Here is a 15938-nt window from a genome sequence, read left to right on the forward strand (position 1 = left end):
TTCTTTTTTATTTAAAACAATCTATTAATTATTTTTTTCTTCTGAAAATTCTTAGAGCTGCTATAGCCGCCATTATTCCAGCTAATATACCAAATCCATCTTCTGTGTTGTTTAATCCAGTGTCTGGTAATCCTGTTTTATTAACAGTTTCTCCATTACTTCCTTTATTAACAGTTTCTGAATTGCTATTACTATGACTTACTCCTGAATTTATATTTCCATTATCAATAGCATTTCCATCTTGATTTACTACTGGTTTAGCATCATTATGATTCTCAGTATTTCCTTCATTGTGATTTACTACTGGTTTTACATCGCCATGTTTATCAGTATTTCCTTCATTATGATTTACTACTGGTTTTGCATCGCCATGTTTATCAGTATTTCCTTCATTATGATTTACTGCTGGTTTTGCATCGCTATGTTTATCAGTATTTCCTTCATTATGATTTACTACTGGTTTTGCATCGCTATGTTTATCAGTACTTCCTTCATTATGATTTACTACTGGTTGATCGGATATTACATTATAAATAATAGTAGTTTCACCTTTTTCAACTTTAGTAGGAACTTCTTGTACCTTATTACCATTTACAGTAGCAGATACTGATTGTAACTTATAACCTTTAGGTATTATTATATTACTTATTTTACTTCCTACTGGTTCATTGTAGTTACTATCTAATAATACTTTACCTTCACTAGTAATTACTTCTACTTTAACTTTTCCATCTTCAGTAATCTTTTTCTTATTACTATTTGAAGGATTATTTTCTTTATGATTTACTATTGGTTTTACATCATTATTATGTGTATTTGTAGAATCTTCTTTATTATTTGTAGTCTTATTTATATTTTTATTATCACTAGGACTTACACTACTTCCTTGATTATTATTTTTCTTTTCAGGTACATTTACATTATAAATTATAATAGTTGTATTATCTGTATCAGGATTGCTTACTATTTCATTCTTAACATCATTTTCTGAAACAGTCTTTCCATTTACAGTTATATTAACTAACTTATCTTTGCTTGGAATCACTATAGGATTAAATTTAAGTCCTACTACTCCAGTATGAGTAGCTTCTTCAATAGTTTTTCCACTTTGATCAATAACTTTAATTACCACTTCACCATGTTCTTTCTTAATAGGACTCACTTTACTTCCTTCATGTGTATCAGTATTAGGTTTATTTTGATTATTATGATTTACTACTGGTTTATTTTCAGTATTTCCTGATTCATGATTTTCATCAGGTTTAATAGCTGACTTGCTATCATTCTTATCAACGCTTGACTTATTTTGATTGTTATGATTAATCACTGGTTTATTTTCTATCTTATGATTTCCTTCAGCCTTAACCGCTGATTTATTATCACCTTGTTTAATACTACTATGATTTATTGTTGTTCTATCATTTCTGTCTACTATTTTATTATTTTCTTTAGATTTATCACTTGATACCTTAGCTAAATGATAAACAACAACTTGTTTTTTGTTCTTATAATCTAAATCATTTACTGAATCTACTTTCTTTCCGTTTACTGTTATTGATTCAACTTCATATCCTGCAGGAATATTTAATTTATATTCTTTTGATTTAGTATCAACTTGTCCAACTTCTTTTACAACATTAGTAGGTGCTTCGTTTCCTATTTGTGTTTCATAAGTTATTTCTCCATTTATAGGAACTACATTATAGCTTACTACTTCACCATTAAATGCTACTTTAACATCATTACTATTTGTATAAGTATTTGTATTCTTATTAGCAATTAATATTAAGTCTTTATTATTTGGATTAGATACTGTTATATTTTCTAGTTTATAATTTGAAGGAATTTTATCTTCTATATTAACTATTGAAGTATTAAATGGTAGCTTATATTCATTATGATATAAAACATCACCATTTTGATTTACTACTCTTTCACCAACATTCATCATTTTTGGTGATAAATTATAAACTATTGTAGTATCCTTCTCTCCGAATACCTTTGGAAAATCTACCTCTGAAGTTTTAACTCCATTAACTGTTATATCTTTAAGCTCATAATCATTCTTATTCCAAGTTGGAGTAACTTCTTTATAAGCTTCACCTTGATAATTTGTTGTTACAACAGGCTTACCTAAAACTTTTCCATCAACCACAGCTTCAACTGTTATTGTTGATTTAGCTATAGGTGACACGATATAAGTTATGTTAAGGTTCTTATCCGGCATAACTTGTGGTAATTTATTAGCTGGTGTTTTTACTCCATCTACAAGAATATAATCTAATTTATATTCTTTCTTATCCCAATTATTATCAGCTACTGAAATCTTATCACCTACAAAATGTGCTACTGTAGGAATAGTACTTAAAACTTGTTCACTCTCAGTCTTAACCTCAATATTAAGCTTATACTCAGCATTTTCTGCCATATGATAAACAATATCAGTTGTTCCCTTTGAATAATCCTTAGGTAATTTATCTAAAGGCGTTTTAACTCCATTAACTGTTACATAATCAATATGATAATTTTCTAAACTTGGAATACTTTCATTTTTAATTGTAGTATTCACATCACCTGTTTCTATATAATTATACTTAGTACCTTCAACTGCTTTACCATTTGCATAAACTGTACTTATATCAACATTTCCTTTAATAGGTGTTATATCTTTAATACTATCTCCTAAATACACTAAACCTTGAGGCTCTATTTCAAATACACTAGGCTTATCTACTTTATAAGAAGAATTTAATTTTCCATTCTTAATTAAATTAGTAATACTAATCTTAGAACTTGTTTTATAATCTAGAAATATCTTATCTCCATATTGATAAGGTAAATTATTAAATGCATTACTTAAAGCACTTTCAGGCCATTCACTTCCATCAAGAGTTAGGTTTTTAATTAAATTACCATCTTTATTATATAATCCTATACTAAATGCTTCACCATTAAGATATGGATTAACTATTGCATTACCCTGTTGTACCTCAATTGTGTTTATATTTGCATTAAATCCTAGAGTACCAAGTGATTGGTTCCAAACATTATTTAAAATAATTTTATTTCCTGATATTCCTTGTACCTTTTCAGAACAAGGTAATGATTTATAATCTCCAAATTCAGTATAAGCAGTTACTGTTTCTCCAAACTTTAATTTACTTGGTAACTTAACAGTATACTCTCCTTTTGAGTTAACAATTGTAGAATAATTTTGATTATCTATATTTATAACAACTGTTGACCCAGGCACTCCCTTCCCACTTATTTCATCTGATTCATTTACTACACTATTCATAGTTGGTGGATTAAATACAACTAATTTATCATCATTTATAAGTATGTTATAAACATGTTGATTATTATATTCAAAGGAATTTACATTTTCATTTATATTATTTAAATTATTTAATATTAATCTCGCACCATATACACTATTAGGAACAGTAACTTGAATTATATCCCCATTCTTATATTTCATTCCATTAAATAACTTCTGATATTCATTTAATGATTCTCTTGATTGTACTGTAACTGATTTTAAAACTTCTCTATCTGAATTTAAAATTGATATAGTTAAATATTTATACCACTTATCTGCTGAATATCCAGTAGGTGTTTGACCTGTTGAATAAAAATTAAGGGTATTATTCTCTGTATTTAATGATAATGTAGCTATTGCTCCAGCATATCCATCAATAGATAAAGTCTTTTTATTTAAATATTCACTTAAATTAGAATTAATAATAGTAACTGGGCTTATAGCTTTACCTGGTGTTTGTGCTGTAACTCTTATTTCACCCTTACAAGATATAGGTATTTTAATAGTAAACTTAGAATCACTTCCACAAGTAACCTTATATGTCTTTCCATTATACTCAGCTCTAATCACAGAATTTGGATTAGCTATCCCTGTTAATACTATATCATTACCTTCTTGCTTTGGTAATAACATAGTTGGTTTTAATGATATTCCTTTATATTTATCAAATGAATCATTGTCATAAACTAAGAAACCTATACTCTTATTACTATTGTCTATTATATATTTAATTAATTTTTGATTTGTTAAATTTTCTCCCCAAATTTCTAAGGAAGGTAAAATATTTACATGATAAATTTTTGCCATGGCATAAGGTAAAAATTCTTTTCCATCAAAAGGTAGTGTTTTATTATATAATTCTTCTCTATATAATGTAGCTACTTTTTGCATATAATCTGGATAATAATGTTGTAATAAATAGAAATAATCTAGACCATTTCTTGATCCATCAACAAAAGAATATGGTGAGTGTTTTCCACTAAAATAATCTTCATATAATGGAAGAAGTGCTTGATTTTCATAATTTACTCTACCCATACCATTCCAAGCCCATGTAGTTTTTCCTTGTAATTTAAGCTGTGTATCCATAGTATACATATTAGAATATACTTCACATCCCATATAACTATCTGCCCAACCTGGATCAAAAATATGTCCAACTTCATGGAATAATACCCATCCTGGTTCAGTTAAACATCCTGGGAATAATCCAGGAACAGTCCATGTCCCATTTCCATCGGTAAGCCAAGCACCTGAATTACCTATAGGTGGATATTGAGCTGTTACATAGAAGAAATTAGTATGGAATCTATTTAATTGATCCTTCGCATCTGGTGTAAGCCCATTTAATTCATTGTCAGATATAAATGTGTCATTATAAGTTTTAACTGTTTGTTGTGCATTAAAATCTTTTCCTAAAAAGCTCGCTTTAGGCATGTACATTCTTATATGATTACCAATTATAACAGCCCCATAATTTTGATTATCTCCACTATTTATTTCATTATAAAAAGTTTGACTATTATTAGTGGCATAACTGCACATTTTCACATCAGTTCTATTATCAAATACAGGTATTTCTCTATAAGGAGTATTCATAGTATCTAAATCTACTTTAAAATTAAATGGTGTATCAATACTACCACCCTTTAACATTATATTAGATGTATTTAATATTAATCCTCCCCCTTTTGGTAAATCTATAATTGTAGGGGTATTTACTGGTATTTTCTGATTAATATTTTCTCTTAATCCATCATTCACTCGAAGTGTTGCATATCCAGTTACATTTCCTTTTATATCTATCTTTATTTTCCCCTTTGAAAGCATTTGTACTCCAAGTGGTTCAAAAGAAGTTAATGGCATACAATCTCCTTTTTTAGCAACAGGATCATTTGGGTTTATACTTGCTTCTCTATGCATATTAAAAGTAAATTCTTTGGCTATATTACTACCATTTAAATAATAATTAGTTGGAATTGTCGTAATTCCTTGTTCATTTATTACTGATATATTAACAGGAGTATTATAATTAATATTAACTGCGACCTCTACATTAAGATTACCTTTATTATCAGTTTTATAAGTATATTTCTTTCCATCAATAATTATATTAACTTCGCTATTAGGATAACTACTTAAACTAATAGTCTTACCTATAATATTTACTTTAGGAATATTAAAATCTTTCAATCCACTATTTGTTATCTCATAAAGTATAGTTGGATTATCACTACCATTTAACTTATATTCTGCTTGTCCATCAAAATTAGCCACAGACATATTTAATCCATTTGATTTTATCTTTATATAATCACCATAATTAAAGCTTAATCCATTAAAATCTTTATATAAATTATTATTAGTATCTCCACCCTTATAAGTTTCAGACTTAATTACATCACCATTTTTATTATATAAGGTTACTGTATAAACTATAGAAGAAGTATCTCCACAAAAATATTTTGTTCCATCATTAATTATTTCTATTTTCTTATTTTCTTGATCAAAATTAATTTTTGATACTAAATATATTCCTCCCCAATTTCCATATAAAGATATATTATTATAATTTAATTTATATTTATTTGGGTTTAGCTCTACATTTTTTTGTACTTCCTCATTTCCTTCATTAAAGACTGTAACTACTGTATCTGTAGTTATATTTTTACTAGTATTTATATCTAAATTATATTCTCCATTAGAATTAGATGTAGTTACATAATCTTTATTATCAACCCAGATATTCACTGCTGAATTAGGTGTAGCTTTTCCTGATACATTTATCTTATTATTTCCTAAATCAAAATAAATAGGATTTACAGTTAAATTATTAGAAAGTTCTTTTAGACCATTTTGTGTTATTTCATAACTTACTGTTTTAGTACCACTTCCAGGAATATTATCTATCTTTCCATTCGGATTGTTTATAGACATATCAAGCCCATATGATGTAATTTGTATAGAATCACCATACTCAAAGCTTAATCCATTAAAATCATTATATACATTTTGACTACTTCCTGAACCATTATATTTCTCTGATTTTATTATCTTACCACTTTTATTAAGTAAAGTTATTGTATATGCAGGAGAGCCAGAACTCCATGAGAAATAAACATTTCCTCTATTTTCAACATCTAATTTCTTTGTATATTGATTAAAACTAATTTTTGATACTAAATATGGATTTCCTCCCCAATATCCATTTAAAGAGATACTAGTATAATTTAATTTATAATTACTTGGATTTAGCTCTACATTTTTTTGTACACTATCATTTCCTTCATTAAAAACTTTAACTACTGTATCTGGAGTGATTTTTCCAGTAACAGTTATCTCTAAATTATATTGACCTTTAGAATTAGCTGTAGTTATATAATCTTTATTATTAACCCATATATTCACTGCTGAATTAGGTGTAGCTTTTCCTGATACATTTATCTTATTACTTCCTAAATCAAAATAAATAGGATTTACAATTAATTTATTAAAAAGTTCTTTTAAACCACTTTTTGTTATCTCCATTGATATAGGTTTATTTACTTGATAATTCTTTTCATTATTAAAGTTAGATATACTCAACCTACTTGATGTTTTATAATCTATAGTTAAAATATCCCCATAAGAATAATCTAAATTATTAAATGCATTATAAAGTTTATCTTCTGGGTGTTCTCCACCACCATTTACTTGAACTGATTTTATTAATTCTCCATTACTTTTATATAAACTTATAGAAAATGCTTCACTAGATACTGATAAATATGGATTACTCTCTGCCCATCCCTTAATAAATTCTATTTTATTTGTTAAAGGATTAAACTTTAAAGATCCAATATTTTGTCTCCAAACATTGTTTATAGTTATAACATTATCTTGAATATTATGTACATTAGAATCTACTTCTTCTTGAATATTACTACTAATACTTCTATTAGCTAATAAAGTTATATTGTTGCTTTGTGTAGTATTTTCAGCTATAGACTGTGTATTCATACCTATAACTCCTGCTAAAGTAATTATTGATAATATCTTTTTATTATTCATAACTCTTCTTCTCCAATCATTATTTGTAACATTAAATTTATACCAAACATTATAAATAATAGAAAGTATAAAAGGTTTATTTTTTATTACAAATAATTATCCATCAATAGTAAATCTTAATATAAAAGAAACTATCTTAAAGTAAAATAAAATTTCTCTTTAAGATAGTTTTTTTATATTATATATAGGGAAAATAACTTTATTATAAGATATCTACTTTAACTTTATCTTATTTTTTCAATTAATCTAAATTTAAATTTTATTTATTCTTATTAAATATAAGTTTTAGTATTTAGCTTACAATATTTATCTATACTACAAATTAATTTTTCCATATCTCTTATTGTAATATCTCCTATGTTACCTATTCTAAATGTATCTGCATCAGATAGTTTGCCTGGATAAATTACGAATCCCTTTGTTTTTAAAAAACTATAAAACTCTTTAAAATCAAACTTTAAATTTTGAGGATAGCAAAATGTTGTTATTATTGGTGAATGATATTTACTATCTACATATGGATTAAATCCTAGTTTCTTCATTTCACTAACTAAATATTTTTGCATAGAATTATATCTTTGATACCTTTTTTCTATTCCGCCCTCTTCTTTTAATTCCTCCATAGCTTCATAAAAAGCATGAACTGTATGAGTTGGTGAAGTAAATCTCCACTTTCCATTATCTTTCTCCATTGTTTCCCATTGAGAGTATAAATCTAAACTTAATGATCTAGCTTGTCCTTTTATTTTTTCTAAAGATTCTTTCTTGGCTATAACAAATCCGAAACCTGGAACTCCTTGAACACATTTATTTGCTGATGATATCAAATAATCTATTCCTAACTTTTCTATTTCTATATTAATTCCCCCAAAAGAACTCATTGCATCTACTATTAAAGTTTTATCATATTTCTTTACTATTCTACTTAAATTCTCAACTGGATTTAATATTCCTGTTGTTGTTTCACAATGAACTAAGGCTACATGAGTTATATCTTTATCATAAGAAAGCTCATACTCAAGTAAATTACAATTTAAAGGTTCTCCTTCTCTACAAATTATAGAAGTATTTTTTATATTTAAAACATCTGCCATCTCTTTTATTCTTTTTCCATAAGCACCATTAATTAAAACAAGTAATTTATCATCTTTTCCTATCGTACTCCCTATAACTGATTCAACTGAAAAGCTTCCACTTCCTTGCATCAATATTGATGTATAATTCTCTTCTGAACAATTTGCAAGAGATATTAGATTTTTTCTTATTTCTTGAACCATTGAGTTATACTCATTATCCCAAGTACACCAATCCTTTAATAAAGCAGCTCTGACCCTTTTGCTTGTTGATAATGGACCTGGTGTTAATAATACATATTCATTATCTGGCACTAAATTTCTCATAATCTTCTCCCCCTAATTCATTACATATAAACTTAAATTTATTTTTTCTATTACCTCTATAAGTTCACTCATATCATCAATAACATAGTCTGCTCCAGCATTTAATAATTTTTCTCTCACTAAATTCATTTTTATTTTTAACTCTTGCTTATTCATATTATTTACTTCATCATAAGTAAGTCCAAGCTCTGAGCTACCTAAAATAACACCTACTGTAAATACTCCTGCATTTTTTCCTTCCTTTATATCAACTACTGTATCTCCAACCTTCACTAAAGCTTTCATATTATCAATTCCTAAAACTTTAGCATTTTCATTTATCATATATGGGTATGGTCTAGCTTTCTCAACCTCATCTGAAGCTATTGTAAAATCAGGCTTATAGCCTTCTTTATTAGCTATAGGTAAAATAATATCCATCATTTCTTTAGTATATCCTGTTGTTGTTCCTATTTTTATTTCTCTAGCTCTTAATTCATCTACTACTTCTAAAACATATGGATTTAATTTTACATAGTCACTTAAACTTGAGAATAAAACTTTCTCAAATCTATCATATAACTGATTTACATCTTCCTGTGTTGCTTCTCTATTATATTTCTCCTTAAAAAGCTTTTTAACTCTAGGCATATTTAAAATTGCTCTAATATGATCTATTTTTAACATCCCCATTGGCTCTCTAGCCTCATCAATAGTTATTTCTATACCTTTACTTTTAAAAGCTTCTATAAATGCTCCAACTGGTGAAAAACATCCATAATCTATTGTTGTACCTGCCCAATCAAATATAACCCCTTTAATATTCATAAAACTCTCCTCCATTAAATAATTTATTTAAAAGCTAAGCTTACCTCTTTTTATTAAACTCTTTTTAACTATTTCATAAATAAGCTTAACTATTATATTGGTTGCTACTATTAAAACTGCAAGGGCTGCTGCCTCTGCTATATTACCTTTATCATCTAACTGAACTATTGATATTGCTGCAAGTTTTAAATCTGCTGTATAAATAAATATAAGTGCCGATACTGTAACCATTGAATTTACAAATAGATACATAAAATTTTCTAAAACTGCTGATATAGAAAGTGGTAAGGTTATATTCTTTATCGCAGAAAAACCTTTTACTCCAAGAGACTCTGCCACCATATTAAGTTCCTTATCTATCTTCTTAATAGCTGTTGTTGCAGTTATAAATGTTACTGAATAAAAATGAACTATATTGCAAAACACCATTAAAAATATTGTCCCATATAGGACATTAAAATAATTTAATACATAAATTTTATTATTTAAATTAAACTCTGCTGTATTAAAGAATAGTACATAAGATATTCCAAGCACTAATCCTGGTAATGCCATAGGTAAGATACTTAAGAAATGTGAAAATCCTTTTAAAAACTTAGATCCTTTTATATTCTCTGTTAAATAAGCTTCTAAAAAAACAAATACTGTACCTATTCCAGCTGTTAAAAATGAAACTAATATTGAAGTAAAAAATGGTTTTAATCCATCTAAGCTATTTTTCATTGAATAATGTTCAAATGTTAACTTTAAATCATAAGGCCAAAGTTTAACTAATGATGCTATAAATACTGATAATATTACTAATAAAATTCCTGTAGCTATTAAAGTAATTATTGTAGCTAATATAAAATCTCTTTTTTTATTTTCCTTTATAATATAAGGAAGGGATTTCGCATTTATATATGAAGTTTGTTTTTTCTGAACTCTTTGTGTAATTATAAATGATACTATAGCTGGAATAAGTAATACTATTCCTACTGTTGCACCCATAGGCATATTTTGTTGTCCCACTATTTGTTTATAAACATCTATTGCTAACACATTAAAATTTCCACCGACAACTTTTGGTGCTCCAAAGTCTGTAAAACATAAAGTAAATGCTACAAAGAATGCGCTTATAAGTGCATATTTAATACTTGGAATAGTTATATAAAAAAACTCTCTTATTTTACTTACTCCCATAGTTTTACTAGCTTCATATAATCTATAATCTGTTGAGCTAAGTGCTACATCTAAAATTAAAAATATCTGAGGAAATACATAAATAATCTGTGCAAGTATTATTCCTATTGCTCCATAAAGACCTATATCAATTCTTAAATACTGAGTTACTATTCCTTTATTTCCAAATAAATAAACAAGCCCTATACCATGCATCATAGTTGGTGCAAAAAGTGGCAACATTGCAATAGCTCTGAATAGCCATTTTAGCTTGATATTAGCTCTTCTAAGTCCATAACTATATGCTAACGCTAATATTGTTGCTATTACTGTTGAGCTTATTGCAACAAAAATAGTATTTCCTATTGATTTTACTAAGGCTGGTGAATTCAAATATTCATAAAAATTAGCAAGGCCTATAAAATTACCCTTACTATCCATAAAAGCTTGAACACATAGATACGCTAACGGAATAATCAAAAATATAGATAAGACTAAACATATAATTATTAATGATATTTTTTTAAAATCAATATTCAAAGTTTGTTTTTCTGTAATTATCCTTGAATTAATCATAATTTAAGCTCCCTTTGAAATTTCACATTTAATATAAAAATTATTATTAAAATCAAAGCTTATTTCTTCACCTTCATTTAATCCAAGACTTAGCCACTCTTTCATTGAAATATCACTACTTATACTTTCGCCATATAAAATATTTTCAGGTTTTATATAAGCTCTTATTGTACTTCCTCTAAATTCAATTGAGCTGACAATTCCTTTTTCCCCAGATTTCAAATTTCTTGAAAGCTCAACATACTCAGGTCTTATTGTATAAACATCTTTATCAATATTAATACAGTTAGTCTCCCCTATAAATTGAGCAGTAAATAAATTAGCTGGTTTTTGATAAATTTCTTGTGGACTTCCTATTTGCATTATTTGTCCCTCATTTAATACAGCTATTCTATCAGCCATAGTTATTGCCTCTTCTTGATCATGTGTTACCATAATAGTTGTTATATTTAATCTCTTTTGAAGCTTTTTAATATCATCTCTAAGTTTCGATCTTACTTTTGCATCTAATGCTGACATGGGTTCATCTAAAAGTAAAAACTTTGGCTCTAAAGCTATGGCTCTTGCTATAGCTATTCTTTGCTGCTGTCCTCCTGATAGTTCTCTTGGATATTTATGTGCCTCATTTCTTAAGCCAACTATATCTAAAACTTCAAAAGCTTTATTCTCTATTTCTTTTTTACTTGATTTCTTTTTCTTTAAAGCAAAAGTAATATTTTTATAAGCAGTCATATTAGGGAATAAAGCGTATGATTGAAAAACTATACCAAAATTCCTCTTATCGGGTGATAAACTTGTTATATTATCTCCTGATAGGAAAACTGCACCTTCATCTAAATCCTCAAGCCCTGCTATTATTCTTAAAAGTGTAGTTTTTCCACATCCACTAGGCCCAAGTAAACATAAAAATTCACCTTTATTTATATCTAAATTTATATTCTTTAAAATTTGCCTATCGCCAAAACTTTTATTAAGATTTTTTATAGATAAATAACTCATAATTAAATCCCCCTTTTATTTACTCTCTGTTTTTGAAGCATAATCTTTTTCCCATCTTTTAAGAATATCTGATCTATTTTTAGATGCCCATTCTAAATCATTATCTATTAATTGTTTTAAAGGTTCTTTTGAATATCCTTTAGGTACCTCAGCATTAATATCAATAGATATTATTGCTGCATTTTTTGAGTAAAGTTTCATTGTATCTTTACTTAAAGCCCATTCCATAAAAAGTTTACTTTCTTCCTTTATATTATTTTTATTTACTAATGCTATACTTTCTAAATCCCAACCTGAGCCTTCACTTGGAAAAATAGCTTTAACAGGATCACCATTATTTATTTGCTTTATAGCTCTGTAACCAAAGGAAATTCCTATTGGATATTCTCCTGATGCAGCAAGTTTTGCAGGTTTTGAACCTGAATGAGTATATATTCCCATATTTTCATCTAATTTTTTTAAATACTCCCAGCCCTTTTCTTCACCCATAAGCTGTAATATAGCTGAAACTGTAAAATAACCTGTTCCTGATGAAGCTGGATTCGGCATTGTTATAAGTCCCTTATACTGTGGCTTTATTAAATCATCAAAACTTTTTGGAATTTCTATATTTAATTTTTCAAGCTCTTTATAATTAACTACAAAAGCTGTTTCTGTTACAGTTAAACCTGTCCAATTTGGACTATCTCCCTTATCAACAAACTTCTTATTAACTTCATTAAAACTTTTAGCTATGTAAGGCTTTAATAAGTTTCTACTATTAAGATCTATCATATTTATTGATGAAAGTCCCCAAACTACATCAGCTTGTGGATTATCCTTTTCTGAAATTAACTTTGCACTAATAACACCATGTGAATCCATAATTATATTAACTTTAATATCTGGGTACATTTCTCTAAAGTCTTTTATATACTCATTAACTTGTTCTTCTTCTAATGCAGTATATATAGTCAAACTCTTATCATTTCCTTGAACATATTTTGGCTTTGTAGAAATACATCCATTTAAAATAACTGCTGATATAACAATAATTATCAAAGCCTTAAAAATCTTACTCATAACACCCTCCCTTAAAATTTCTAACTTAACTAGCACAATATTATTGTAGTTTAGCTATATTAATTCCAAATTAAGGTAATGTTAATTAAACTTCTATTTAATAAGACTTATATTAAAAAACCTTAACAATAAAAAAAGATATACTAACACTATAGGTGTTAGCATATCTTTCATAAACTTTATAATACTTATCCAATTTTATGACCTGTATTCTCTATACAGTCTCTTATACAACTTTCTGTTGCTGGCTTATTATAAATAACCTCAACAGTTCCTCTTCCCATATCTACACAAACCTTATTTACTCCATCAACTTTTTCTAAAGAATTTTTTAGTTGAGTTTTCATAGTTTCATTAGCTATTCCATCTACATTATAATGTATTCTCTCCATAACTATATCTCCTTTCAAAATTGATACAGATATAGTATGTCCAAAAAAATTAGAATCTATAGATTCCAATTTTTATTTTTAAATTTAAATTTCTATAAGATTAACACTTTTATTAAGTCTAATAGTAAAAGTTGTTCCTTCACCTAATTTACTATCAACTTTAATTCTTCCATTACAAAGTTCAATTATTCTTTTTACAAGTGCAAGTCCAAGTCCATTTCCATTACTTAAATGAGCTTTATCACCTTGATAAAATTTTTCAAAGATATGTTTTTTAGTTTCTTCACTCATTCCAATTCCATTATCTGAAATTTTAATAAGAATTTCATCTTCAAAATTCATAAGCTTAATTTTAATTTTTCCACCATCACTTGTAAACTTTATAGCATTTCCTATTAGGTTTAACCATACCTGCTGTAATAAATCTTCATTTTCTATGATATTTACCTTTTCAAGCTCTATATCTAATTCAATATTTTTCTCATTCCACTCTGCTTCCATAATTAAAATTGCACATCTTATTTGCTCATCTAAAGAGAATTGAGTTTTTTCAGTAATTATATCCTGATTTTCAAGCTTTGAAAGTTTTAATATATTAGAACTTAATTTTGAAAGCCTTGCTGATTCATTAATAATAATTTCAGCAAATTCACTTCTCTCATCATCACTAAAACTACTATCTTGAACTAATTTTGCAAAGCCTTGTATAGATGCAAGTGGTGTTTTTATCTCATGAGAAACATTACTAACAAAATCACTTCTTAAAGTCTCTATTCCATTAAGCTCTTTAACCATCTTATTAAAGTTTCTTGTAAGAAGTCCAAACTCATGATCTCTTGGAATATCTACTTTAATATTAAAATTTCCTTTTGCAACTTCATAGGTAGCCTTATTTAACTCCCTTATTGGCTTTAATACTTTTTTTGAAATTATACCAGATATTATTGTAGCTATTATAATAGATATAATTAAGGCTATGCCTCCTCCCAAAATAGCACGATAATGTTTAGCTCTATCATTAAATGAATTTGATATCTTCACATAATTATCATCTATCTTAAGTATAGTATCTACAATAGGAATACTACTTTTTTTAATTTGTATAAATTCCTTATTAGGAATATTATAGTCAATATTTATATCTTCAAATAGATTGCTTACAATTTCAACATCATATCCATCTTTATTACTTAAATCTATAATTTTATTTAAAGTAAACTCTGTTTTATCTTTAAGTTCAATAATAGTATCCACTATCTTCTTTTGAGAATTTCTTGACTCCTTTTCTATACTAGGACTAAAAATTATTGTAGATATTATAAGCGAACAAAATCCAGAAATAAGCATAATACATAAAAAAGCTACTATAAATTTAATTCTTAAATTTTTCATCATACTTTTTTAGCTGCCTTATATCCAAGTCCACGCACTGTAATAATCTCAAATTCACTACAATTCTCATATCTTTCTCTAAGTCTTTTAATATGTACATCAACAGTACGTTCATCTACTTCATTATCCATTCCCCATATTTCATCTAATAATTGTCTTCTAGTAAATATAACATTAGGATATGATAATAATTTAAATAATAAATAAAATTCCTTTTTAGGAAGTGTTACATTTTCTCCTTCTCTACTTACAGATATAGAATCATAATCTAAAATAATATCCCCTATCTCTAATCTATGTTCATTAGAAATCTTAGCTCTTCTTAAAAGTGCTCCAACTCTTAAAATCATTTCATTTATATCAATAGGTTTTACCATATAGTCATCAGCACCAACATTAAAACCCTTTTTCTTATCTTCAAACATTTCTTTTGCTGTAACTATAAGTATAGGCATAGTATAACCTGAATCCCTAAGAGATTTTGTTAAATCATAACCATCTAAATTTGGCATCATTATATCAGATATTACTAAATCAATTTGCTCCTTATCCATAATTTCAAGTGCCTTCTCACCATCTTCTGCAACTAATGCCTTATATCCATTTTGCTTTAAAGTTGCAGACATAAGTTTTCTTAAATTTTTATCATCTTCTACAACAAGTATATTAAACAATACTCTCCCCCCTATGTCTGTTTCAAATAATAACATCATTATATTACGTAAATATTAATATTATCTATAAAATTGTATTTTTGTATATTAATTCATATTAGGT

9 protein-coding genes are annotated in these 15938 nt (G+C 27.1%); all 9 read right to left on the minus strand.

Annotated features, from left to right (window positions below; translation table 11 throughout):
- Positions 1-28: 28 nt before the first annotated feature.
- Entirely contained in the window at positions 29-7372 is a 7344-nt protein-coding gene (locus BN8917_RS11060; RefSeq protein ID WP_066874390.1) for a M60 family metallopeptidase, read from the minus strand.
- A gap of 272 nt (positions 7373-7644) precedes the next feature.
- The gene (phnW, locus tag BN8917_RS14510) at positions 7645-8772 is read right to left on the minus strand and encodes a 2-aminoethylphosphonate--pyruvate transaminase (RefSeq protein ID WP_200754469.1); all 1128 of its coding nucleotides are present in this window, start codon (positions 8770-8772) and stop codon (positions 7645-7647) included.
- A 12-nt stretch (positions 8773-8784) separates the two neighbouring features.
- Positions 8785-9579 (minus strand): phosphonoacetaldehyde hydrolase, encoded by a 795-nt coding sequence (gene phnX / locus BN8917_RS14515; protein WP_066874392.1) that lies wholly within the window; start codon positions 9577-9579, stop codon positions 8785-8787.
- Between the two features lie 27 nt (positions 9580-9606).
- Complete coding sequence (locus BN8917_RS11075; protein WP_084748617.1) at positions 9607-11316, minus strand: putative 2-aminoethylphosphonate ABC transporter permease subunit; 1710 nt, start codon at positions 11314-11316, stop codon at positions 9607-9609.
- A 3-nt stretch (positions 11317-11319) separates the two neighbouring features.
- Complete coding sequence (locus BN8917_RS11080; protein ID WP_066874394.1) at positions 11320-12315, minus strand: ABC transporter ATP-binding protein; 996 nt, start codon at positions 12313-12315, stop codon at positions 11320-11322.
- A gap of 15 nt (positions 12316-12330) precedes the next feature.
- Positions 12331-13377, minus strand: a complete 1047-nt coding sequence (locus tag BN8917_RS11085; protein WP_066874396.1) for a putative 2-aminoethylphosphonate ABC transporter substrate-binding protein — start codon at positions 13375-13377, stop codon at positions 12331-12333.
- A 188-nt stretch (positions 13378-13565) separates the two neighbouring features.
- Positions 13566-13769: a heavy-metal-associated domain-containing protein gene (locus BN8917_RS11090; RefSeq protein ID WP_066874398.1), complete on the minus strand. Its 204-nt coding sequence runs from the start codon at positions 13767-13769 to the stop codon at positions 13566-13568.
- An 84-nt stretch (positions 13770-13853) separates the two neighbouring features.
- A complete protein-coding gene (locus tag BN8917_RS11095; protein ID WP_084748619.1) occupies positions 13854-15164 on the minus strand; it encodes a sensor histidine kinase in 1311 nt (436 codons plus the stop codon).
- Positions 15161-15835 (minus strand): response regulator transcription factor, encoded by a 675-nt coding sequence (locus BN8917_RS11100; protein ID WP_066874400.1) that lies wholly within the window; start codon positions 15833-15835, stop codon positions 15161-15163. Before BN8917_RS11100 ends, BN8917_RS11095 begins: the two co-directional genes overlap by 4 nt.
- Positions 15836-15938 lie beyond the last annotated feature (103 nt).

The organism is Clostridium mediterraneense (assembly GCF_900091705.1).
Classification (GTDB): Bacteria; Bacillota; Clostridia; order Clostridiales; family Clostridiaceae; genus Sarcina; species Sarcina mediterraneense.